We start from the raw sequence: 20,161 nt of genomic DNA on the forward strand, positions 1-20,161 counted from the left end.
GATGCCGGCCCGGATCGACCCGCGACAGCGGCGTCGGCACGTCATCGAGGCGGCGTTCCGCCTCGTCGTCGCCGAGGGCATGGAAGGCCTGTCGTTGCGCAAGGTCGCCGCCGAAGCGGAGCTGAACATCGGTTCGGTGCGGCACTACTTCGACGGCCACGAGGAACTTCTCGCCGCCGCGGCGCAGGAGGCGGGCGACCGCATGGGTGCTCGGCTCGCTCGGCACCCAGCGGAAGGTCTCCGCGGCTTGACCGGTGAGGCAGCGCTGGAGGCGCTCCAGGAGCTCGTGGAACAGGTCATGCCGGTGGACGAGGAGCGACGCGGCGAGGCGATCGTCGTCGTGGAACTCATCCTCGCCGCCCGCACCCGGCCGGTGTTCGCCCCCGTCGCCGAACGGATGGCTCGCGACCTCCACCAGGTCGTCGTGGACGCACTCACGGCACTCGACGTTCCCGATCCCCACGGCGGCGCGGCACAGCTCACCGCGCTGATCGGCGGACTGACGATCGACACCGTCACCCCGCACGGTCGCCTGAGCGTCGAGCGACTCCGGGCCACGCTGCGCGCGCATCTTCGCCTGCTGCTCGAAGCCCGGGCGTAGAGCTCGGGAAAGGTCACCGCCGGGGTGGCTTTCCCCGAGTGTTCACTCGCCGGAGTTCAGCGACGTTCGGCTCCGCAGACGAGGTCGTGGTGAGGACCTGAACATCCGCTAGTGTCTCGGCCTTCAGGCCCCTCTTACTGCGCGGCCGGTGTGTCGGCGAACTGGGTGACGAGGAAGTCGAGCCGTTCCTCTTGTACGTTCGGTGGGATGCGGCCGCTGTCCGCCAGGACGACTATGCCGTGCAACGCGCTCCAGGTGACTTCAGCGAACAGTTCGCGTCGCTGGTTGTCCGAGCGGAAGCAGCTCACGAACTCGTCGAAGGCAGCGCGCAACGGGGGCGGTGTTTCGGCGTGCGCGAACTTCACATCGGTCGGCAGGACGAACATGGCCTGGTAGAGGGCGGGCTGCTCGGTCGAGAACTCCAGGTACGCACGGCACACGGCGTGTAGTGCCTGAGGCGACTCGGGGGAGGCCAGCCGGGCGCGGCGCAGGCGGGCTGCTAGTTCACCGAAGCCCTCGATCGCCACGGCGCGCATGATGGCGTCCTTGCCGTTGAAGTGGCTGTAGAGCACGGGCTGGCTGTACTCGACGCGTTCGGCGAGTCTTCGCGTTGTCACCGCCTCCCACCCTTCGGCCTCGGCCAGTTCGCGAGCGGCCGTGATGATCAGCTGGTGGCGTTGGGCACGTTCACGTTCACGACGTTCGTTGACGGCGGACATGGCGACATTCTAGCAATGCTAGACATTCTGTCGACGCTAGCAATACGGTCGATCACTACGTGCGCCTCGCGGAACCGCCGCGGGTGCTCCCGCCAAGAGGAGAGCAACTCATGCTTGTCAACGTCGCCACCGTGCTTGCCGGACTGATCGGCGTAGGAATCTTCTTCATCGGAGCACGCGCCTTCTGGGCCCCGCAGGCCGCGGTGGGCTTCGGCATCCCCGACACGCCGACCGAGGACCGGACCTTTCAGGCCTGGTTGTCCGTCAAGGCCATGCGCGACATCGGAGCGGGGCTCTTCATCTTCGTTTTGTTGGTCGGCGGGACCTCCCACCTGTTGGGCTGGTTCATGCTGGCAGCCACCGTCATCCCCCTCGGCGACGCGCTCATCGTGTTGCGCAGCAACGGGCCCAAGGCGGCCGTCTACGGTGTCCACGGCGCCACCGCCATGGTGATGCTGGTGATCAGCGTGCTTCTACTTGTCGCGTAACCGCTTGTCATGCCGCTTCGGTCCGGGGTACAGGTCACCGTCGGTGAGAGGCGTCGCGTTCAGAGCGTCCTGTCCCACTGCTTGCGGTAGTCGTGAAGAACGGGGACGGCTCAACGTCGGGTCGCTGGGATAGTCGAGTTCGTCGGCGACCGGTTCGAACGGTGAGTACACCGAGTCCGTCTCGCGCCACGAGCACGCGGTGACGAAGGTCGGCGCCACTGATCCGAACGGACACAGTGCAACGATCCGTGTCTCGAACATCGGGGGCAGGTCCTCCGGTGCCAGAGCGGTCGGTCCGTGGAGCCAGTCGACGAAGGAGTAGTCGTCGACGGCGCGGCTGCGGAGGATCACGTTGCGTTGACGGCGGGCCGTGCCGTCCAGGTGCCACAGCTCACCCCACGAGCGGGCTGTGAGCACCACCCTGCGGCAGTGCTCGGTGCGCACCGCCTCGTACGCGGCCACCGCTGCGTCCCAGTCCACCGTGCTCGTTCGTCCCGCGCCGACCATCGTCGGGATTCGATAGTTCGAAGCCTTAGCGCCACGGCTTTTCGAGGACATGGATCGCGGGTGCGCGGTGTCGAGGCGGCTTGGTGTGTGCCGCTGACGGTGAGGTCCGGATTCCGCCAGCAGTGGAGGGGGCCGCTTCCTACCGTCGGACGGTGTGAATGCTGATTCCGCCGCCGAGTCCTCGCTCGCGGCCCCCCTCCGTGGTCCCGTCGTGTGGTTCCTGTCGCTCGCGGCGGCGCTGGGGACGTCCGCGATCTACCCGTTGCAGCCCGCGATCGCCGACGTGGCGGGTTCACTGGACTCCCCGGTCACCGCTGTCGGGGTCGCGCTCGCGTGCGGGCCCGCCGGATACCTGGTCGGTCTCGCCCTGTTCGTTCCCCTGGTCGACCGGTTCTCCCCCGGCCGGGTGCTGGCGGTCCAATTCGCGGTGCTGGCTGCCGCGTTGGCGTTGAACGCCGTCGTCGGCAGCGTGTGGGTGCTGGGTCCGGTGATCGGCGTGATCGGAGCCTGTTCGGCGGTCGGTGCGGGCCTCAGTTCGGTGGCAGCCCGGTTCGCTCCGCCTCGTCGACGCGCGGCGGTGCTGGGAGTCGTGACCGCCGGGATCTCGGCCGGAATCCTCGCGGGCAGGATCGTCGGTGGCTGGCTTGCCGACGAGATCGGCTGGCGCGGCATGGTGCTGGTGTTCGCCGCCGCGTGCGCGCTCGTGGCGTTCTGCTGTCTGTCCGTGTTCCCGGCTGTGCGGGGTGGGGGCGAGCGCGGTTACCTCGCCACTCTGCGCTCGATCCCCGGACTGTTCGCCCACTACGCCACGTTGCGGCTCGCGGCCGCTCGCGGAGCCTTGTGGTTCTTCGCGTTCTGCGCCGTGTGGGCCGGGATCGCGGTAGCTCTCTCGCAGCCCCCGTTCTCGTACTCGGCCGAGCGGATCGGCCTGTACGCGCTGGCCGGTTTGTCCGGCATCTTCGCGACCCAGATCGCCGGTACCTGGACCGATCGGGTGGGAGCCCGGCGTGTCATCCTGGCCGGCTTGGTGGTGGCGGGAGCCGCGGCGGCCGTACTTGGTTTCGCGCTCGACAACACCGCCGTGACGCTTGCCTGCCTGGGGCTCTTCGACGCCGGTCTCTTCGCCGCTCAGGTCGCGAACCAGAGCACCGTCCTCTCCATCGACCCTGCGGCCCCCGCCCGTTTCAACAGCGCCTACATGCTGGTGTACTTCGTGGGCGGAAGCCTCGGTACCGCCTTCGGCGCGGCGGCCGTCGAATGGTTCGGCTGGCCGGTCACGGCTCTGCTCACGGCAGCGATGGTCGGGGCAGCCGCCGTGATCACCGGAGTCGCACGCCAGGTCGCGCCGACGCCGGTAAGTCCTGTCTCGGTGAGCCGCTAGTGAATGCGGTGAGCCGGGCACCACTGGTGTTCGTGCCGGGTTGTGCTTGACTTCCGCCCAAGACCTACCCCGGTGGCCTGCGACGTGGAGGGCCGAGGACTCACGGCACAGGGCGAGTTCGGTCTCTCGTCAGGGATTCCGCTGTACCGACGGCACTGTCAACACCGTCCTCGGCCCCGTTCCGGCGTACGAGTTGGGGATCGTCGCGATCCACGAGGCTCTGCCCTCCGTGGCCCGGTGCCGAGCACGCGTTCGACATCACCATGGACCGCGCCGAGATCTTCGAGACCTGGCGGAGAAGCTGACGGAATTCCGCGACCACGGCGGGGATCGTCGTCGATGCCACGGGCATGTTCCACGGCCGCGACGTGCGGCTGTACGAGGCGCTCTCGGCGCCCGCCCGATCATCGTCCGGGGCGGGCGCCGATCCGTGTCTCGAACGTTCAGGCTTCCGTGAGGGCGGGTTGGTCCTGCCCGACGTCGACCGATTCCAGCGGGATCGGGTCGAACATCGGGGGCAGGTCCTCCGGTGCCAGAGCGGTCGGTCCGTGGAGCCAGTCGACGAAGGAGTAGTCGTCGACGGCGCGGCTGCGGAGGATCACGTTGCGTTGACGGCGGGCCGTGCCGTCCAGGTGCCACAGCTCACCCCACGAGCGGGCTGTGAGCACCACCCTGCGGCAGTGCTCGGTGCGCACCGCCTCGTACGCGGCCACCGCTGCGTCCCAGTCCACCGTGCTCGTCGCGGCCTCGCGCCTGCGGGCGACGTGCTGGGCGAGCACCCAACCGTCCTCGATCGCCATGACCGCGCCCTGCGCCAGGTACTGCAGGGGCGGATGCGCGGCGTCGCCGAGCAGGACGACCCGCCCGCGAACCCAGTTCGTGATCGGGTTCCGGTCGAACATGCGCCACCACCGGTCGCGCCACATGAGCGGGATCCCGGCCCGTACGTCCTCGCAGGTGTCGGTGAACGCCTGGTCCAGCTCGTCCGGGGTGCCCCAGTCCTCCTCACCGGCCAGGGCCTTGGGCGAGGCGAACACGGCGACCTGGTTCAGCATCTCGCCACCGCGCAGGCCGTACCGCACGAAGTGGCAGCGCGGTCCGACGTGGACCGACACCTCGTCCAGGTCGACCTCGCGATCGACGTCGGCGAGCGGGATCGCGCCCCGGTAGGCGACGTAGGCGGAGTTGACCAGGTCGTCTCCGGCCAGCCACTGCCGGGCGACCGAGTGCAGACCGTCGGCGGCGATGACCAGCTCGGCTTCCTCCACCCGGCCGTCGGCGAGCGTCACCGAGGCACGGTCGGCGGTACTCGCGTATCCGGTGACGCGCTGCTCGGTACGCAGGTCGACACCGCGTTCCCGGCACGCCCGCAGGAACACGGCGTGCAGGTCGCTGCGGTGGATCACGACGTAGGGGAAGCCGTAGCGTCGTTCGAGGTCGTGGAGGTCGAGCCGGGTGAGTTCACGACCGTCGACGGCGTCGCGCATGACCATGCTGGAGGGGAGAACGCCGAGGCTCTTCACCTCCTCCAGCAGCCCGTACTCGTGGAGAATCCGGGTGCAGTTCGGGGCGATCTGCAGACCCGCGCCGACTTCGCCGAACTCGGGCGCCTGTTCCAGGACTCTGACGCGCAAACCCTGCCGGGACAGCGCGTAGGCAGCGCTCAACCCGCCGATGCCGCCGCCCACGACGAGCACGTCGACGGCGGCGCGGTTCGAATCAGTCATCGTGTGTTCCTTCGTGTTTCGGGCCCTCAGAGCCACGCCGCCAGGTCAGGTGCGGGCGAACCGTCGGTGGTGGCCACCGCGTGCGGGCGCCCGGTGAGGTAGGCCGTGACGTCGGCGAGGGAGCCGCCGACCTCGACAGGCGTCCCGTCGCCGGGAAGCCGCCACGTCTCACCGGTGTCGGTGGCGGTGAGCGCCACCGCCGTGCCGGGTTTGGCGCCGCGCTTGACCACGACGTCGTCGGCGAGGGCGGTCAGGAAGTCGGCGGGCAGGTCGGAGAAGCCGACGTTCGCGGCCAGGTCGACGGCGTGCACGCAGACCTCCCGCGCCCGCATCCACGGCACCTCGGTGGCCGGGACCGTCCTGCCCTGCGCGGTCACCACCTCGGTCCGCCACTGCCGCTCGTCGAGGGAGGCCATGGCGGCGGCGAGCCGTTCGGCGGACTCCCGCAGCCACACGGTCAGCTCGTGCGCGGGGCGTTGCGCGCCGGCTTCGATGTCGGCGGCGCGCTGCTCCGGTGAGGAGTACATGGGGGTGCGCTCGCCGGTGGCCGCCCAGTGCACGAGGTTGCCCAGCGCGTCGGCGTTCGCCGCGAGGTGGGCGATCAGGTGCTTACGGGTCCAGCCCGGCAGGCCCGACGGGGCCGACATCTCCGGCTCGCCCCACCCGGCGGTGGCGCTGCGCACCAGCTCGGTGCCGAGTTCGGTCCACCGCCGGGCGTCGTCAAAGCCGCGGCGCATCACGCCCCGCTTTCCGCGACGACGGTGTTCTCCAGTCGACCGATGCCCTCGACCTCGGTCACCACCGTCTCGCCACCGATCAGGTACCGCTTGGGGTCGCGTGCGTGGCCGACGCCGCCCGGCGTTCCGGTGGCGATGATGTCGCCGGGGTTGAGCCGGACGACGGTGGAGACGTACTCGACCAGATCGACCGGATCGAAGAGCAGGTCGCCGGTGTTGTCCTGTTGCATGACCTCGCCGTCGACGGTCAGGCGCACGTCCAGCGTGGGGCGGACACCGCCCGGCAGCTCGTCCGGGGTGACGAGGCAGGGCCCGACGGGCGTGGAGGAGTCCCACGTCTTGCCCTGCAGCCACTCGCGTGTGCGGAACTGCCAGTCGCGGCACGTGATGTCGTTGAGCACGGTGAAGCCCGCGATGGCGGACTCGGCGTCGGCACCGCGAGCGCGCCGGACTCCGCGGCCGACGACGACGGCCAGCTCGACCTCCCAGTCGAATGCCTCCGTCTCGCCGGGGCGCACGATGTCGTCGGTGGCGCCGACGAGGCTGTCGGCGAACTTGGCGAACAGGGTCGGGTGCTCCGGCAGGTCGCGGCCCATCTCCTGGATGTGGTTCTTGTAGTTCAACCCGACGCAGACGACCTTCGACGGGCGCGGAACGACGGGTGCGAAGTCCGCGCCGTCCCGGGCGTAGGCCCTCGCGGTGGACGCGTCGACGGCCGCGGCCGCTTCCGCCCAACCGTCCCGGGCGAGCAGTTCGCCGACGTCGGAGACGCCGAGATCGATCAACTTCTCGTCGTCGACCCGGACCGCGCGGGTCGTGCCGTCGATGCGGAGAGTGGCCAGCTTCATCGGGAGGTCCCTTCCGTGTCCTTCACAGAGGTGCGGTCGAGGTTCAGCGCTTCGAGGACCGGGGAGTCGCTGAACCGGAACAGATCGAGGGCGCCGGTGTCGGAGTCGCCGCCGCCCGCCTCGGAACGCACGGACAGCGGCTGCCACGACGGGACGACGAACAGGTCGCCACGGGTCACCGACCAGGTCTCCTCCCCGACGGTCACGGTGCCGGAGCCGTCGAAGACCTGGTAGACCGACGAGCCCGTTTCGCGGACCGGCGCGGTCTCGGCGCCCCGGGCGATGCGGTGGAACTCGGTGCGCAGGGTCGGCAGGACGTCCCCGCCGGTGGCGGGGTTGACGTAGCGCACCGCGGCGTGGCCGGGCTCGACCGTGCCGCCGTAGCCCTCCCGCTCCATCGCCAGCTGGTCACTCAGCGCACGGTCGGTGAACTCCCACTTGTAGGCCAGCAGCGGTGTTCCGGGGCCGACCTCGCCGACGGACAGCGGGCGCAGGCCCGGATGACCCCACAGTCGCTCGGACCGCGAGCGCTCCGGCGTGGTGCGTTCGGCGTCGGAGATCTCCTCGCGTCCGAACTGGAAGAACTGCGACTCGGTGACGTACTGGAACGGAATGTCCAGGCCGTCGACCCACGCCATCGGTTCGGTGGTGGCGTTGTGGTGGGCGTGCCAGTTCCAGCCCGCCTGGGGCAGGAAGTCACCGCGCCGCATCGGCACGGGGTCTCCGCCGACGACCGTCCAGACGCCGGAGCCCTCGACCACGAACCGGAAGGCGTGCTGGGTGTGCCGGTGTTCGGGAGCGTCCTCACCTGGCATGAGGTACTGGATCGCGGCCCACAGGGTGGGTGTCGCGAACGGCCTGCCGCCCAGGGCCGGATTGGCCAGCGCGATGGCGCGGCGCTCGCCGCCGCGCCCGACGGGCACGAGATCACCCGCCTGCTCGGCCAGTTTCCGCAGGTGTTCCCACCGCCACAGGTGCGGGACGGCGGAGGAACGGGGGTGTGCCGGCATCAGATCGCCGATCTCGGTCCACAAGGGGACGAGAAGCTCGCGTTCGAACCCGCGGTAGAGCGCTTCGAGTTCCGGTGTCACGTCTGGTTGTCCCGGCGCGTCGACGGCGCGGAGCCGGACGGGCGACGTCGTTGTGCTCGCCTCAGGTGTGCTCATGCCGTTAGCGTGGTCACCGCGGTCACCGCAGAACGCGAGATTCTGCTGTGCAGAACAACGGGAGTTCGATCAGTGTGGACGAGATCCAGAAGAACCCTCCGCCGTACGCGATCCGGAGTGTGGACCACGCGTTGCGGCTCGCCGCCATGTTGCAGCTGGAAGGCGAGCTGACGGTCTCGGAGGCCGCCCAGCGCCTGGGCGTCGCACGGTCCACCGCGCACCGGCTGCTCGCGATGCTCGTGTACCGCGACTTCGCGGTGAAGGACGACCAGCACGGCTACCGGGCAGGCCTCGTGCTGGAGCTCGCGGCCCACTCGCCGTCTGAGACCTCGCGACTGCGCTCCGCCGCGCTGCCGCACCTGCAACACCTCGTCGAACGCATCGGGGAGTCGGCGAACCTCGCCGTGCGCACCGGCGACACGACGCGGTTCATCGCCAGCGTCGAGAGTCACCGAGCCCTCCGGGTCAGCAGCCGCGAGGGCATGGTCTTCCCCGCCCACCGCACCACGGCCGGACTGCTGTTGCTCGCCGAGCTCCCCACCGACGAACTCGGCGAGCTCTACGCGCAAGCGCGCTACGAGGGAAGACCGGACGAACGGCCGGACCTGCGGCGGCTCCGCGCGGACCTGGCCCGGGTCCGGCGCAACGGGTTCGCGCTCAACCACGGACGCTCCGAACGCGGCGTCGTGGCGATCGGCGTGCCGGTACACGAGCACGACGGCACCGTGGTCGCCGGGCTGTCCGTCTCGATGCCGAGCGTGCGCTACGAGCGCGGGCGCCTGCCGGAGCTGGTCACCACGTTGCGAGCTGCCGCACGGACCGTGGAGGGAAGCCTCTGACAGTGCGAGCCACGAGCGAAAAGATGTTGCCGGTGTGCCAGGCCGCTAAGGCATGATCACGGCATGTACGCGTCCCACCCTCCCGCGCCTGCTCTGCGTGCCCAGCAGTCGCCGCCGATCCTGCGCACCGAACGGCTGACCCTGCGCCCCGCGGTCGTCTCCGACCTCGACGCCATCCACGCCTACCTCTCGCAGGAGGGGGTGTGCCGGTACCTGCTGCACGGGCCGTTGTCGCGTGAGGAGGTGGAGGCCAAGCTCGTCGCCTGCGAGAAGCGGGCGACGCTGGGCGAGAAGGGTGACTTCGTTCGGCTGGCGGTGGTCCGGAACGAGGACGGCGCCGTGGTGGGTGACGTCATCCTCGACATCACCTCGGTCGAGGCCGCCACCGTCGAGATCGGCTGGGTCTTCTCACCGGACGTGGCGGGCCGGGGCTACGCCACCGAGGCCGCCAGGGCGCTGCGTGACTACGCGTTCGAGACGCTCAACGCCCACCGCGTCGTCGCCCACCTGCATCCGGACAACACGGCCTCGTCGCGGCTGTGCGAGCGGCTCGGTATGCGGCACGAGGCGCTGCACCGCGCCGATCTGTGGATCAAGGGTCACTGGGAGGACACCAGCATCTACGCGCTCCTGCGTCACGAGTGGGTGGGCGCGGTCACGCCAACAGCGTCCGTTCCCGGTCAGGGCTGATCACGGCCCCGGGTACGGGCTGGAAACGCACCCCCACCCTCCACGGCGGACGGACGCGGTGGAGGTGGAACCAGCACCGCGGAACGCGCCCGTCGTGTGGTTTCGACCGCCGGTGGACGGGGTACCGGTGAGGGGTGTCACCGAGAGCGTCGACCGGGGCGGACCACCGCCGTTGCCGTGGGCCCGCGTGAGGGTGCCGCGGACCCGGTCAGGCGTGTCGGGGTTCGCATCGAGGGTGTGGTGCAGGGTGTCGGGTTCCGGCCCTTCGTCCACGGGCTGGCGGAGCGGTTCGGCCTGACCGGACACGTCTCCAACGACGCCGCGGGTGTCGTCGTCGAGGCCGAGGGACCGTGTGAGGCGGTGGCCGGGTTTCTCAAGGCTCTGTGTGCGGACGCTCCGCCGTTGGCGGACGTGGAACAGGTATCCGTGGCCGACCTGCCGCCGGGGGGCGACAGCGGTTTCCGCATCGTCGGCAGTGACGGCTCGGGTCCACGCCGGACACTGGTCTCCGCCGACTCCGCCACGTGCGAAGCGTGTCTCGCGGAGCTGTTCGACCCGCGCGATCGGCGCTACCGCTACCCGTTCGTCAACTGCACCGACTGCGGGCCCCGGTTCACCATCGTGCGCGACATCCCGTACGACCGGCCGAACACGACGATGGCCGGCTTTTCACTGTGTGCGGAGTGCGCGCGCGAGTACCACGATCCAGCGGACCGCCGGTTCCACGCGCAGCCCGTGTGCTGTCCCGACTGCGGGCCCCGGCTGAGGATCGTCGACGCCCACGGAAGGCCGTTGGGGGAGGACCCGGTGACGCGGGCCGCCGAGTTGTTGCGGTCCGGGATGATCGTGGCGGTCAAGGGACTCGGCGGCTACCACCTCGCCGCCGACGCTTCGAGCGAGGCCGCCACCGCGACACTGCGCTCCCGCAAACACCGGGAGAGCAAGCCCTTCGCGCTCATGGTGCCGACGCTGGAGGCGGCCCGCCGACTGTGCCATGTGGACGACTGCGCGGCACAGGTGCTGGCGGGCAGGCGTCGCCCTGTCGTGCTGCTCGACCGCCGTGACACCGGGGACGCTGCCGATACCGTGGCCTGCATCGTGGCCGACGCCGTGGCACCCGGCGAACGCAGGCTCGGTGTCATGCTGCCCTACACCCCGCTGCACCACCTCCTGCTGCGCGAACTCGGTTCGCCGATCGTGCTCACCAGCGGCAACGTCTCCGACGAACCCATCGCGTTCACCGACGACGACGCGCTGACCCGCCTGTCGGGCATCGCGGACGCCTTCCTCGTGCACGACCGCCCCATCCACGTGCGGGCCGACGACTCCGTGGTGAGCACCTGGCGCGGCAGGGTCGTGCCCGTGCGGCGTTCCCGTGGGTACGCACCCGAGCCCGTCACGTGCTCCCACGAGTTCCCGCGCCCGGTCCTGGCCTGCGGGGCGGAGCTGAAGAACACCGTGTGCCTCACCTCGGGGCGCAGGGCGGTGCTGTCGCACCACATCGGTGACCTGAAGAACGCCGAGACGCTGCGCGCGTTCACGGAGGCGATCGAGCACCTGTCCCGGTTGTTCGACATCGAGCCCGCCGTGGTGGCCCACGACCTGCATCCCGACTACGCCTCCACGCGGTACGCGGAGGGGACCGGACTCGACCTGGTGGCGGTGCAGCACCATCACGCCCACGTGGCGGCGTGTCTGGCCGACGGCGGTGTGGACGGTCCGGCGATCGGGGTGGCGTTCGATGGCACCGGTCACGGGCTCGACGGAACCGTGTGGGGCGGTGAGTTCCTGCTCGCCACCTGTGCGACGTTCGACCGCGTCGGTCACCTCGCGGCCGTGCCGATGCCGGGCGGTGAGGCCGCGGTGCGGCAGCCGTGGCGGATGGCCGCGGCGTATCTGCGGTCCGTCACCGATGCGGACGGCCTCGCCGTGGCGCGACGCCAGGGGCCTCGGTGGGAGCTGGTGCGGCGACTGATCGACTCACGGGTGAACACGCCTCTCACGTCGAGTGCGGGCCGGTTGTTCGACGCCGTCGCCGCGATCCTCGGCGTGCGCGACACCGTCACCTACGAGGGGCAGGCGGCGATCGAACTGGAACAGCGCGCCGACCCGCGTCACACGGACGGCTACCCCGTGGGCGTCACCGACGACGGCAGCGCACTCGTCGTCGACGGCCCCGCACTGGTGGGCGCCGTCGTGGACGATCACCGGCGCGGTACGGACCTCGGGCTCGTGGCCGCGCGGTTCCACAACGGGCTCGCGCTGGCGATCCGACGGGTCTGCCGGGAGATCGCCGACCGCACCGGGGTGCGCCTCGTCGCGCTGTCCGGTGGGGTCTTCGCGAACCGGCTGCTGCTCGACCGCACGGTCGACGCGCTGGAGGAGTCGGGATTCACCGTGCTCACCCACTCCCGGGTTCCCTGCAACGACGGCGGTATCAGCTTCGGGCAGGCCGTGGTGGCGGGCGCCCGCGATCGGGCCGCCCGCTGAGGAGGGGCACACGTGCTGGTGACCGTGGTCTTCGCCGTGTCCGCCGCGCTGTGCAACGCGTTCGGCTCGGTGCTCCAGCGCAAGGGCGCGCGGACGCAGCCGGTCGACGAGCCGATGTCGATTCGCCTGCTGTGGAAACTGGTTCGCACGCGGGCCTGGACGGGCGGTATCGCGTTCATGCTCGCCGGGTTCGGCTTCCAGGTGGCGGCGTTGTCCACGGGGCCGATCTCGTTCGTGCAGCCGGTCCTGGTCGCCGAACTCGGCTTCACGCTGGTGTTGTCGGCGCTGTTGCTCGGTGCCCGCCCGCACGCCCGGGAGTGGACGGCCGTGCTCGGCATGAACGGCGGTATCGCGCTGCTGCTCGTCGCCCTCCGACCCACCGGCGGCGACCCCCGGCAGGTGTCCGGGCCGCAGTGGGCGCTCGGGTGCGCGGTGACGCTCACGCTCATCGGCGGGTTCGTTCTCGTGGCACACCGGTACCGCTACGCTCACCGCGCCGCCTACCTGGGCATCGCCTCCGGGTTGTTCTTCGGTTTCCTCGCCGTGCTCGTGGCCGGGGTGACCGCGGTGCTGCCGGCTGGCGCGGGTGCGGTGTTCTCGGCGTGGCAGACCTACGCCGTCGTGGTGGTGGGCCCGGCGAGTTTCCTCTCACTGCAGGCGACGTTGCGGGCGGGCAGCCTGGTCGCCTCACAACCGGGTCTGACGTTGGCCAACCCGGTGGTCGGCATCGGCTGGGGCGTCGCGGTCTTCGGTGAGCACGTGCGCGGTGGCGGATGGATCGCCGCCGAGGTGGCCGGGTTCGCCCTCATCGCAGGATGCACCCTGCTGCTCGCCCGGTCACCGTCGTTGCACGGGGCGGCCGGTGCCTACGAGGACACCGAGGGCAGGGCGGCTTCGGTGTCCTCAGCCGACTCAGCCGACTCAGCCGACTCTGTCGGCTCGGGCGACTCGGCAGGTCCCACCGGCGAGACGCCCAGCTCGGAACGCAACCACGAGAACCACTGATCCAGTCCCTCACCCGACACCGACGATGTCACGATCAGCTCGGCGGCGGGGTTCACCCTCCGCAGGTGCCGGGTGAAGTGGTCGACCTCGAACGTCAGGTACGGCACGAGATCGGCCTTGGTCAGCACCACGAGGTCGGCGGCGCGGAACATGTGTGGATACTTGAGCGGCTTGTCCTCGCCCTCGGTGGTGGACGCGAGCACGACCCGACGCCGCTCCCCGAGGTCGAACAGCGCGGGGCACACCAGGTTGCCCACGTTCTCCACCACCACGAGCGAGCCCCGCGGCGGGTCCAGCTCCCGCAGCGCGCGGGCCAGCATGTCGGCGTCGAGATGGCAACCCGACCCGGTGTTGATCTGCACGACGCGGCAACCGACCGCGCGTAGCCGGTCGGCGTCGAGCGAGGCGGCCTGGTCGCCCTCCACTGCGCTGACGAAGACGTCGCGGGAGAGCTCACGCACCGTCGTCTCCAGCAGGGTCGTCTTCCCCGATCCCGGTGCGCTCATCAGGTTGACGGCGAACACCGACCGCGTGGCGAGCCAGGCGCGGTTGTCCTCGGCGATGCCGTCGTTCTTGGCGAGCAGGTCCCGCTCGACCGCCACGGTGTCGCTCGCCCCGGTCGTCGGTGCCTCGTCACACCCGCATGTCCCGCACATCGCGTGCCACCTCCACGTCGCGAATCCGTAGTTGTTGTCCCGACTCCACGTCCACGTCCACCGACCCGCACGGGCAGGTGTCGAGGAACGACGACAGCGGCACGTCCGCGCCGCAGCGTGTGCACCGGCCCAGACCCGGTACGTGTTCGACGACCAACGTGGCACCCTCCAGGGGTGTCGCCCGCGTGACCGCGTCGAAGCAGAACCGCATCGCGTCCGCCTCGACTCCCGACAGGGCCCCGACCTCCACCCTCACCGACAGCACCCGCGCCCCACCGGTGTGTTCGACGACGGCGTCCACGACGCTCTGCGTGATCGACAGCTCGTGCATGGTCAGCAGATGCGGGGGAGCGGGTCACCGACGAGGAGATCGGCGATCCGGGTGCCCCCGAACGCCGTGTTGAGCAGCACCGTGCCCGCGGGGTCGGGGCCGACCCTGCCGATCACGGCGGCGTCGGCGCCCTGCGGGTGCGCGCGCAGCGCGGCGACGGCCTCGTCGGCGTGCGCGCCGTCGACCACCGCGACGAACCGGCCCTCGCAGGCCACGTACAGCGGGTCGATGCCCAGCAGTTCGCACGCGCCCCTGACCTCGTCGCGCACGGGAACGGCGTCCTCGTCCACCACCACGGACACCTCCGCCGCGCGGGCGATCTCGTTCAGCACCGTCGCGACACCACCCCGGGTGGCGTCCCGCATGGCCCGCACACCGGGCACGGCCAGCAGCCGCGCGCACAGATCCGCCAGCGGCGCGGTGTCCGAGACGAGATCCGCCTCGATGTCGAGTTCACCGCGGGCGAGCATCACGGTGACGCCGTGTTCGCCGACGGGGCCCGACACGAGAACGACGTCGCCGGGTCGCGCGGTGTGGATGCCCAGCGCGCGGTCCGGTGGTAGCAGTCCCACGCCCGTGGTGTTGACGTAGCAGCCGTCGCCGCTGCCCTTGCCGACGACCTTCGTGTCACCGGTCACGAGCGTGACGCCCACGGCCTCGGCGCACTCCCGCATCGAGGCCACGATGCGACGCAGGTCGGCGACCGCGAACCCCTCCTCCAGGATGAAGCCGCAGGACAGGTAGGCCGGGGTCGCACCGGCCACCGCGAGGTCGTTGACGGTGCCGTTGACGGCGAGGTCACCGATGTTGCCGCCGGGGAAGAACAGCGGCGACACGACGTAGGAGTCGGTGGTCATGGCCAGCCGGGTACCGCCGAGCACGAGGTCGGCGGAGTCGCCGAGCGGTTCGAGCAGCGCGTTGCGGAACGCGTCGACGAACACCGCCTCGACGAGCGTCTGCGTCGCCTTGCCGCCCGCGCCGTGCGCGGCCGTGATCCGGGTTTCCCGGACCTTCGGCTTGCGACGGCGGGCGCGTTCGATGCGCTCCAGCACGTCGTCCTCGGTCCTCATGCCGGCCTTCATGCGGTGGTCGCCTCCTTGATCCGCTGCCGGGTGAACCGGCCGAAGTTGTAGTAGGCGGCGCACGCGCCCTCCGGGGAGACCATGCAGGTGCCGATGGGCGTCTCCGGAGTGCACGCGGTGCCGAACACCTTGCACTCCCACGGCTTCAGCACGCCCTTGAGCACCTCGCCGCACTGGCACGACTTCGGGTCGGCCACGCGCACCCCGGGAAGCGAGAACCGCTGCTCCGCGTCGAAGGCCGCGTACTCGTCCCGCAGCCGCAGCGCGGAGTGGGAGATGAAGCCGAGACCGCGCCACTCGAAGTACGGACGCAGCCGCATCGTGCGTGCGATGGCGTCGAGCGCGACCGGGTTGCCCTGCCACGGCACCACCCGGGCGTACTGGTTCTCCACCTCGCAGCGGCCCTGGTGGAGTTGCCGGAGCAGGAAGTAGACCGACTGGAGGATGTCGAGCGGCTCGAACCCCGCCACCACGAGCGGTTTGGCGTAGTCGCGCGGGATGAACTCGTACGGACGGCACCCGATCACGGTGGACACGTGGCCGGGCCCGAGGAAGCCGTCGAGCCGCAGGTCGGGGGAGTCGAGGATCGCCTTGATGCCGGGAATGATCGTGACGTGGTTGCAGAACACCGAGAAGTTCTCGATGCCCTCGCGCTGTGCCCGCAGCAGCGTCATGGCGGTGGACGGCGCGGTGGTCTCGAACCCGATCGCCATGAACACCACCTGCTTGTCGGGGTTCTGCCTGGCGATGCGCAGCGAGTCGAGCGGCGAGTACACCATGCGGATGTCGGTGCCCTCGGAGTTGGAGTCGAAGAACGTGCCGTTCGATCCGGGAACGCGCATCATGTCGCCGAACGACGTCATGATGACGTCGGGAAGGCTCGCGATGTGGATGGCGTCGTCGATCCGGCCCATCGGGATCACGCACACCGGGCAGCCGGGGCCGTGCACCAGCGAGACCTGCTCCGGCAGGTAGTCGGCGATCCCGTGCTTGTAGATCGTGTGGGTGTGCCCGCCGCACACCTCCATGAACTTGTACTCCCGGCCCGGCTCGCACAGCTCGGCGATCCGGGCCGCCAGCGCTCGGGCCGTGTCCGAGTCGCGGTACTCGTCGACAAAGCGCATCGTCGCCGCCTTCACTCGATCATCGATTGACTCAGTGCGTCCATCTCGTCGGTGTAGGCACTGCCGAGCTCCTCCAGGTAGCGCAGCACGGCCGCGGCCTCCCGCTCGTCTATCTTGGACAGTGCGAACCCGACGTGGATGAGAACCCAGTCGCCAGGGACGGGCGGATCGTCCGACAGCAGGCCGATGTTGATCACCCTGCGCACGCCGCTGACGTGCACCCTGGCCAGATCCGGCCGGTCCGGCAGGATCTCGACGACCTCACCGGGGATGCCGAGACACATCGGCGCCACTCCTTTCCAGCGCGTCGGCGACGAGCTGGAGCACTCGCCGCGCCGCCTCGTCCACGGCGGCGGCCACCGGTTCGCTCAGGCCCATGCCCTCCGCCAGTGAGAGGGGCTCACACCCCACGACGAACACCCGGCTGGGTGTCCCACCCAGCCTGCGCAGCAACGCGAGAACGGCCGCGGGGTGCATGCCGTGTGCGTCGAGCACGGGACCGGCGTCCCCGTGATCGGTCTGGGACGGCGAGGCGGCCGGGTCGGCGTCGAGCACGTAGACGGTGCCGGGTTCACCGCCCCGTCGCATGGCGTCGACGAAGATCGTGGTCTCGTACTCCCCGCCGAGGAGTTCGTACGCCAGGTGCACGCCCCTGATGCCGTAGTCGGCCACGACGGCCTCCGGCGGCAGGTCGCGCGTGGACAGCCGCGACACCACCTCGACCCCGAAGCCGTCGTCGCCGTGGAAGACGTTGCCGATGCCCGCGACCAACACCCTGCTCTTCACGGCCGCACTTCCCGGGCACAGGGCTCCACCTCGGCGAGGGTGAAGTGCCGGAACCGGCCCTGGGCGAGCTGCCACTCCTCGGCCGGGTCGTCGTCGATCGTCACAGCGAGGAAGCAGGTGCCGTCCACGTCCTCCAGCACGTCGCGCACGGTGGCCACGCGGCCGTCGACGAACATGTCCTGCGCGTCCCCTGTCCGGTGGGGGCGTAGCACCACCTTGCTGCCGGCGCTGATCTCGGTCTGCCCGACCCGGACCACGCGGACCCGTCCGTGCATCGACTCCCGAGGCTGGTGGGGCAGGTTCTCGACGCGGTCGACGATGCGGCGAGCGCGCTCGTCGGTGGCGCGGGCCTCCCGTTTCTCGGCGTCGGTGAGGGTGAGCGTGCGCAGGGTCAGCATCTCGTCGATCTCGCACGCGTCGAAGAAGTCGCCGTGGCTCTCCGGGTCCACCTTCGGATGGTCGTAGAGGATGATCGGCGAGGACAACATCACGTCGTCGCTTCCCGCCGGGCCGACCAGCACCGGCCACGTGTGCTCGTTGACGCAGTCCTTCGCGTGCTCCTTCGCCTCCTCGGGCGGGGCGAGCAGCGACAGGAACCGGCCGCCCCGCAGGGCCAGCACCGTGTGCGCCGCGATGAGGGAGTACCGCAGGGCCTCGTCCCTGGTGTGCCGCGAGCAGTCGACGGTCGCCGTGTTCGCCACGGTGACGTGCAGCCGCACCAGCCCCGGCAGCCGTTCGGCCCGACAACGTAGTTCCGCGGTCAACGGTCGCTTTCGGCGCACCACGCGGCCGGCGTCCACCTCCGTGACCATTTCGCCGCCGCGGACGACCACGGGCAGACGTTGCTCGGAGTCGAGCAGCCTGTGGACGGGCACCGTCACGTCGTGCTCGCACTCCACCGCCTCGTCCCACGGCAGCAGCTCGTCCTCGCCCACGAGCAACGCGTCGACCTCCCGGTAGCCTCCGGGCGCGGTGTCGTGCTCGACCTCCACCGTGCGGCGCTGTGCCTGGAGGAACCGCAACCGGACGTGCAGCTCGGCGTCCGGGCCCGCCTCGGCGAGGCACTCCGTGCGGCAGGTCGAGTGTTCCCCCCTGCCCGTGGCCGCGTACGAGGGCGGCACCAGGACACCGAACTGCCAGCGGACGTGGTTCTTCTGCGCCGAAGCCCGGTACGGGTAGAGGACGTAGCCCTCGTAGAGCACGGCGTCCGCCACGGCCCGGACCCGGTCGAGTGCGGTTTGGCCGGTCATCGCACCCCCTCCGCCGCGAGTTCGGCGAGTACGTGGTAGATCGTCGTCTGCGCCTCCTGCACCCGGTGTACCGACGACGACGGCACCACGAAGAGGAAGTCGATCGAGTCGAGCTCGGCCATCCGGCCACCGCCCTCACCGGTGATGCCGACCGTGAGCATCCCGACCCGATGGGCCTCGTCGAACGCGGCGAGGAGGTTGGTCGAGTTGCCACTGGTGGACAGGCCCACCGCGAGGTCCCCCGGCCTGCCGAACGCGGCGAGTTGCCGCGAGAACACCACGTCGAAGCCCACGTCGTTGCTCAGCGCCGTCACCACGGCCGCCTCGGCTGTGAGGGCGAACGCGGGCAGTGGCGGTGTTCCCGGCGGCGGATCGAGGAACTGGGTGGCGAGGTCGGCCGCGTCGGTGGAGCTGCCGCCGTTGCCGAAGCAGAACAGGCGGCCGCCTTGGGCGAACCGTTCGGCCATCGCCGCCCCGCACGCGGCGAGCAGCGCGCCCTGCTCACGGTGTACGCGCCGCCGCAACTCCATGATCTCCCGCGCCTTGTCCATCGTGGACCGGCGCACCTCGGCGAGCACCGCGTCGACGGAGTCACCACCGTTCGTGGTGTCCTCGTAGAGGAACGGGTACAGCGAACTCATCGCGTCGGTCATCGGGGCACCCCGATCGCCTCCCTGGCGTGCACGAGCAGTTCCGCGCCGGGTTCCAGGCACGCGGGATCGACCAGCGCCACGCTGACCTCCTCCTGCCCCGACCCGGTGTCCACGAGAGCGAGGTCGTCGCCGAGAAGGCGCACCACGCGGACGACGACGGCGGTGTCGGAGCACGTCACGCACACGTCCCCGACGCACTCGGGACGCTCGTCCCCGGGCGCCGTCATGACGCGGCCTTCCGGGCCAGCGCGCCGGGGTGTTCGAGGAACACGTGCACCAGCTCCCACAGGACGTGGTACATGGTCACGTGGACCTCCTTGACCACCCGCGGATCGTCGGAGTCGGCCCGCAGCACGTGGTCGACGGCCGGGCTCGCCGCCACGGCACCACCATCGCCACCGACGAGCGCGACGGTGAGCATGCCGAGTTCGTGTGCCTGCTCGAAGCCGCGGACCACGTTGGCGCAGTCGCCGTCCACCGACAGGCCGAGCGCGATGTCGTCGCGTGCGGCCAGGTGCCGCAACTGGTGGGCGAACACCTCCTCGAACCCCACCCTGGCGGCGACCCCGGTCATGGTCGCCACGTCGGCGGTGAGCGACAGCGCGGGCAGCGCGCGCTTGCCGACGATCACCGGGTGGACGAACTCGACGGAGATGTGCTGGGCGTCGGTCGAGCCGCCGCCGTTGCCGAACACGACGAGCGTGCCGCCACGGTGGAACCGCTCCGCCATCGCGTGGCAGGCCCGCGCGACGGCCTCGGCCTCGTCGAGCAACGCCTCCAGGGGCTGCAGGCGACGTTCCATGGCGGCGTCGACACGGGTGTCGAAAACAGGGCTTTCAGGCACTGGGCTCTCGTCTCGGAAAACACCTAGATCACTGTGGACGGTCCGGGCTGGGCGAACCGGCGATGACCCGACGTTACGGTTCGCGTACAAGCGGCACAACTCGATGTTTTCGAGGACGATTTCGCCTGGTGCGCAAGGCAAAACCCGGGAGCCTACCCGCGTCGGCGGTGCCCCAAACTCGTCCAATCCGGACGTGCGCGGTGCCGTGCGGGATCCACGTCGCGGCCGCACTGTGGA

At 70.4% G+C, this 20,161-nt stretch carries 22 protein-coding genes and 1 pseudogene; 7 read left to right on the forward strand and 16 right to left on the reverse strand.

All coding sequences use genetic code 11. The features are described 5' to 3' along the window. Position 1 precedes the first annotated feature (1 nt). Positions 2 to 601, forward strand: coding sequence for a TetR/AcrR family transcriptional regulator (locus SACCYDRAFT_RS04465; protein ID WP_005453983.1), 600 nt, complete (start codon positions 2 to 4; stop codon positions 599 to 601). Positions 602 to 735: 134 nt separating this feature from the next. Here SACCYDRAFT_RS04465 and SACCYDRAFT_RS04470 read toward each other — a convergent pair whose 3' ends face one another. Next, positions 736 to 1,320, reverse strand: a complete 585-nt coding sequence (locus SACCYDRAFT_RS04470) for a TetR/AcrR family transcriptional regulator (protein WP_005453985.1) — start codon at positions 1,318 to 1,320, stop codon at positions 736 to 738. A 110-nt stretch (positions 1,321 to 1,430) separates the two neighbouring features. Between SACCYDRAFT_RS04470 and SACCYDRAFT_RS04475 the strand changes: the two genes are divergently transcribed. Continuing rightward, positions 1,431 to 1,808 (forward strand): DUF4267 domain-containing protein, encoded by a 378-nt coding sequence (locus SACCYDRAFT_RS04475; RefSeq protein WP_005453986.1) that lies wholly within the window; start codon positions 1,431 to 1,433, stop codon positions 1,806 to 1,808. On the opposite strand, the gene SACCYDRAFT_RS27240 is transcribed toward SACCYDRAFT_RS04475, so the two are convergent. Beyond that, positions 1,794 to 2,288: a hypothetical protein gene (locus SACCYDRAFT_RS27240; protein ID WP_332306967.1), complete on the reverse strand. Its 495-nt coding sequence runs from the start codon at positions 2,286 to 2,288 to the stop codon at positions 1,794 to 1,796. The genes SACCYDRAFT_RS04475 and SACCYDRAFT_RS27240 overlap by 15 nt on opposite strands. Positions 2,289 to 2,469: 181 nt before the next feature. Between SACCYDRAFT_RS27240 and SACCYDRAFT_RS04485 the strand changes: the two genes are divergently transcribed. Next, positions 2,470 to 3,696, forward strand: coding sequence for an MFS transporter (locus SACCYDRAFT_RS04485; protein WP_005453988.1), 1,227 nt, complete (start codon positions 2,470 to 2,472; stop codon positions 3,694 to 3,696). Between the two features lie 443 nt (positions 3,697 to 4,139). On the opposite strand, the gene SACCYDRAFT_RS04490 is transcribed toward SACCYDRAFT_RS04485, so the two are convergent. Genes SACCYDRAFT_RS04490 through SACCYDRAFT_RS04505 form a run of 4 tightly spaced genes read right to left on the reverse strand, consistent with a single transcriptional unit; the run spans position 4,140 to position 8,174 of the window. Continuing rightward, entirely contained in the window at positions 4,140 to 5,423 is a 1,284-nt protein-coding gene (locus SACCYDRAFT_RS04490) for an FAD-dependent oxidoreductase (protein ID WP_005453990.1), read from the reverse strand. A 26-nt stretch (positions 5,424 to 5,449) separates the two neighbouring features. Further along, positions 5,450 to 6,160, reverse strand: a complete 711-nt coding sequence (locus SACCYDRAFT_RS04495; RefSeq protein WP_005453992.1) for a maleylpyruvate isomerase family mycothiol-dependent enzyme — start codon at positions 6,158 to 6,160, stop codon at positions 5,450 to 5,452. Beyond that, the gene (locus tag SACCYDRAFT_RS04500; RefSeq protein ID WP_005453994.1) at positions 6,160 to 7,008 is read right to left on the reverse strand and encodes a fumarylacetoacetate hydrolase family protein; all 849 of its coding nucleotides are present in this window, start codon (positions 7,006 to 7,008) and stop codon (positions 6,160 to 6,162) included. The genes SACCYDRAFT_RS04495 and SACCYDRAFT_RS04500 overlap by 1 nt, the downstream gene beginning before the upstream one ends. Then, complete coding sequence (locus SACCYDRAFT_RS04505; RefSeq protein WP_005453995.1) at positions 7,005 to 8,174, reverse strand: cupin domain-containing protein; 1,170 nt, start codon at positions 8,172 to 8,174, stop codon at positions 7,005 to 7,007. Before SACCYDRAFT_RS04505 ends, SACCYDRAFT_RS04500 begins: the two co-directional genes overlap by 4 nt. A 74-nt stretch (positions 8,175 to 8,248) precedes the next feature. Here SACCYDRAFT_RS04505 and SACCYDRAFT_RS04510 point away from each other — a divergent pair, with 74 nt between their 5' ends. From SACCYDRAFT_RS04510 to SACCYDRAFT_RS04525, 4 genes and pseudogenes are all read left to right on the forward strand, one after another. After that, on the forward strand, positions 8,249 to 9,013 hold the full coding sequence (locus SACCYDRAFT_RS04510) for an IclR family transcriptional regulator (protein ID WP_043537054.1): 765 nt from the start codon (positions 8,249 to 8,251) through the stop codon (positions 9,011 to 9,013). A gap of 63 nt (positions 9,014 to 9,076) precedes the next feature. Further along, on the forward strand, positions 9,077 to 9,703 hold the full coding sequence (locus tag SACCYDRAFT_RS04515; protein ID WP_005453999.1) for a GNAT family N-acetyltransferase: 627 nt from the start codon (positions 9,077 to 9,079) through the stop codon (positions 9,701 to 9,703). A 177-nt stretch (positions 9,704 to 9,880) separates the two neighbouring features. Then, positions 9,881 to 12,193 (forward strand): carbamoyltransferase HypF, encoded by a 2,313-nt coding sequence (gene hypF, locus SACCYDRAFT_RS04520; RefSeq protein ID WP_005454002.1) that lies wholly within the window; start codon positions 9,881 to 9,883, stop codon positions 12,191 to 12,193. Between the two features lie 69 nt (positions 12,194 to 12,262). Further along, positions 12,263 to 12,973: pseudogene (locus tag SACCYDRAFT_RS04525) on the forward strand (DMT family transporter); the annotation flags it as partial. A gap of 86 nt (positions 12,974 to 13,059) precedes the next feature. On the opposite strand, the gene hypB reads toward SACCYDRAFT_RS04525, so the two are convergent. From hypB to SACCYDRAFT_RS04575, 10 genes are read right to left on the reverse strand one after another with little or no spacing between them, the layout of a single operon-like run. Next, positions 13,060 to 13,854 (reverse strand): hydrogenase nickel incorporation protein HypB, encoded by a 795-nt coding sequence (hypB, locus tag SACCYDRAFT_RS25685; protein WP_005454004.1) that lies wholly within the window; start codon positions 13,852 to 13,854, stop codon positions 13,060 to 13,062. Continuing rightward, positions 13,832 to 14,185 (reverse strand): hydrogenase maturation nickel metallochaperone HypA/HybF, encoded by a 354-nt coding sequence (locus SACCYDRAFT_RS04535; protein ID WP_005454006.1) that lies wholly within the window; start codon positions 14,183 to 14,185, stop codon positions 13,832 to 13,834. The genes hypB and SACCYDRAFT_RS04535 overlap by 23 nt, the downstream gene beginning before the upstream one ends. Positions 14,186 to 14,187: 2 nt before the next feature. Beyond that, on the reverse strand, positions 14,188 to 15,255 hold the full coding sequence (gene hypE, locus SACCYDRAFT_RS04540; RefSeq protein WP_043537060.1) for a hydrogenase expression/formation protein HypE: 1,068 nt from the start codon (positions 15,253 to 15,255) through the stop codon (positions 14,188 to 14,190). A gap of 8 nt (positions 15,256 to 15,263) precedes the next feature. Next, positions 15,264 to 16,391, reverse strand: coding sequence for a hydrogenase formation protein HypD (gene hypD, locus SACCYDRAFT_RS04545; protein WP_005454010.1), 1,128 nt, complete (start codon positions 16,389 to 16,391; stop codon positions 15,264 to 15,266). Positions 16,392 to 16,402: 11 nt separating this feature from the next. Then, complete coding sequence (locus SACCYDRAFT_RS04550; protein ID WP_005454012.1) at positions 16,403 to 16,675, reverse strand: HypC/HybG/HupF family hydrogenase formation chaperone; 273 nt, start codon at positions 16,673 to 16,675, stop codon at positions 16,403 to 16,405. After that, the gene (locus tag SACCYDRAFT_RS04555) at positions 16,653 to 17,177 is read right to left on the reverse strand and encodes a hydrogenase maturation protease (protein WP_005454014.1); all 525 of its coding nucleotides are present in this window, start codon (positions 17,175 to 17,177) and stop codon (positions 16,653 to 16,655) included. The genes SACCYDRAFT_RS04550 and SACCYDRAFT_RS04555 overlap by 23 nt, the downstream gene beginning before the upstream one ends. Beyond that, entirely contained in the window at positions 17,174 to 18,427 is a 1,254-nt protein-coding gene (locus SACCYDRAFT_RS04560) for a hypothetical protein (RefSeq protein WP_005454016.1), read from the reverse strand. The genes SACCYDRAFT_RS04555 and SACCYDRAFT_RS04560 overlap by 4 nt, the downstream gene beginning before the upstream one ends. Beyond that, entirely contained in the window at positions 18,424 to 19,080 is a 657-nt protein-coding gene (locus SACCYDRAFT_RS04565) for a D-sedoheptulose-7-phosphate isomerase (RefSeq protein WP_005454018.1), read from the reverse strand. The genes SACCYDRAFT_RS04560 and SACCYDRAFT_RS04565 overlap by 4 nt, the downstream gene beginning before the upstream one ends. Further along, complete coding sequence (locus SACCYDRAFT_RS04570) at positions 19,077 to 19,307, reverse strand: hydrogenase assembly protein HupF (protein WP_005454019.1); 231 nt, start codon at positions 19,305 to 19,307, stop codon at positions 19,077 to 19,079. Before SACCYDRAFT_RS04570 ends, SACCYDRAFT_RS04565 begins: the two co-directional genes overlap by 4 nt. Continuing rightward, positions 19,304 to 19,882 (reverse strand): D-sedoheptulose-7-phosphate isomerase, encoded by a 579-nt coding sequence (locus SACCYDRAFT_RS04575; protein ID WP_005454021.1) that lies wholly within the window; start codon positions 19,880 to 19,882, stop codon positions 19,304 to 19,306. The genes SACCYDRAFT_RS04570 and SACCYDRAFT_RS04575 overlap by 4 nt, the downstream gene beginning before the upstream one ends. Positions 19,883 to 20,161 lie beyond the last annotated feature (279 nt).

This window comes from Saccharomonospora cyanea NA-134 (assembly GCF_000244975.1).
GTDB classification, from domain to species: Bacteria; Actinomycetota; Actinomycetes; order Mycobacteriales; family Pseudonocardiaceae; genus Saccharomonospora; species Saccharomonospora cyanea.

Excerpts from the sequence above, each read along its gene's own strand:
- SACCYDRAFT_RS04465 (WP_005453983.1), top strand. The coding sequence starts at position 2 with ATGCCGGCCCGGATCGACCCGCGACAGCGGCGTCGGCACGTCATCGAG.
- SACCYDRAFT_RS04470 (WP_005453985.1), bottom strand. The coding sequence starts at position 1,320 with ATGTCCGCCGTCAACGAACGTCGTGAACGTGAACGTGCCCAACGCCAC.
- SACCYDRAFT_RS04475 (WP_005453986.1), top strand. The coding sequence starts at position 1,431 with ATGCTTGTCAACGTCGCCACCGTGCTTGCCGGACTGATCGGCGTAGGA.
- SACCYDRAFT_RS04490 (WP_005453990.1), bottom strand. The coding sequence starts at position 5,423 with ATGACTGATTCGAACCGCGCCGCCGTCGACGTGCTCGTCGTGGGCGGC.
- SACCYDRAFT_RS04495 (WP_005453992.1), bottom strand. The coding sequence starts at position 6,160 with ATGCGCCGCGGCTTTGACGACGCCCGGCGGTGGACCGAACTCGGCACC.
- SACCYDRAFT_RS04500 (WP_005453994.1), bottom strand. The coding sequence starts at position 7,008 with ATGAAGCTGGCCACTCTCCGCATCGACGGCACGACCCGCGCGGTCCGG.
- SACCYDRAFT_RS04505 (WP_005453995.1), bottom strand. The coding sequence starts at position 8,174 with ATGAGCACACCTGAGGCGAGCACAACGACGTCGCCCGTCCGGCTCCGC.
- SACCYDRAFT_RS04515 (WP_005453999.1), top strand. The coding sequence starts at position 9,077 with ATGTACGCGTCCCACCCTCCCGCGCCTGCTCTGCGTGCCCAGCAGTCG.
- hypB (WP_005454004.1), bottom strand. The coding sequence starts at position 13,854 with ATGTGCGGGACATGCGGGTGTGACGAGGCACCGACGACCGGGGCGAGC.
- SACCYDRAFT_RS04535 (WP_005454006.1), bottom strand. The coding sequence starts at position 14,185 with ATGCACGAGCTGTCGATCACGCAGAGCGTCGTGGACGCCGTCGTCGAA.
- hypE (WP_043537060.1), bottom strand. The coding sequence starts at position 15,255 with ATGAGGACCGAGGACGACGTGCTGGAGCGCATCGAACGCGCCCGCCGT.
- hypD (WP_005454010.1), bottom strand. The coding sequence starts at position 16,391 with ATGCGCTTTGTCGACGAGTACCGCGACTCGGACACGGCCCGAGCGCTG.
- SACCYDRAFT_RS04550 (WP_005454012.1), bottom strand. The coding sequence starts at position 16,675 with ATGTGTCTCGGCATCCCCGGTGAGGTCGTCGAGATCCTGCCGGACCGG.
- SACCYDRAFT_RS04560 (WP_005454016.1), bottom strand. The coding sequence starts at position 18,427 with ATGACCGGCCAAACCGCACTCGACCGGGTCCGGGCCGTGGCGGACGCC.
- SACCYDRAFT_RS04565 (WP_005454018.1), bottom strand. The coding sequence starts at position 19,080 with ATGACCGACGCGATGAGTTCGCTGTACCCGTTCCTCTACGAGGACACC.
- SACCYDRAFT_RS04570 (WP_005454019.1), bottom strand. The coding sequence starts at position 19,307 with ATGACGGCGCCCGGGGACGAGCGTCCCGAGTGCGTCGGGGACGTGTGC.
- SACCYDRAFT_RS04575 (WP_005454021.1), bottom strand. The coding sequence starts at position 19,882 with ATGGAACGTCGCCTGCAGCCCCTGGAGGCGTTGCTCGACGAGGCCGAG.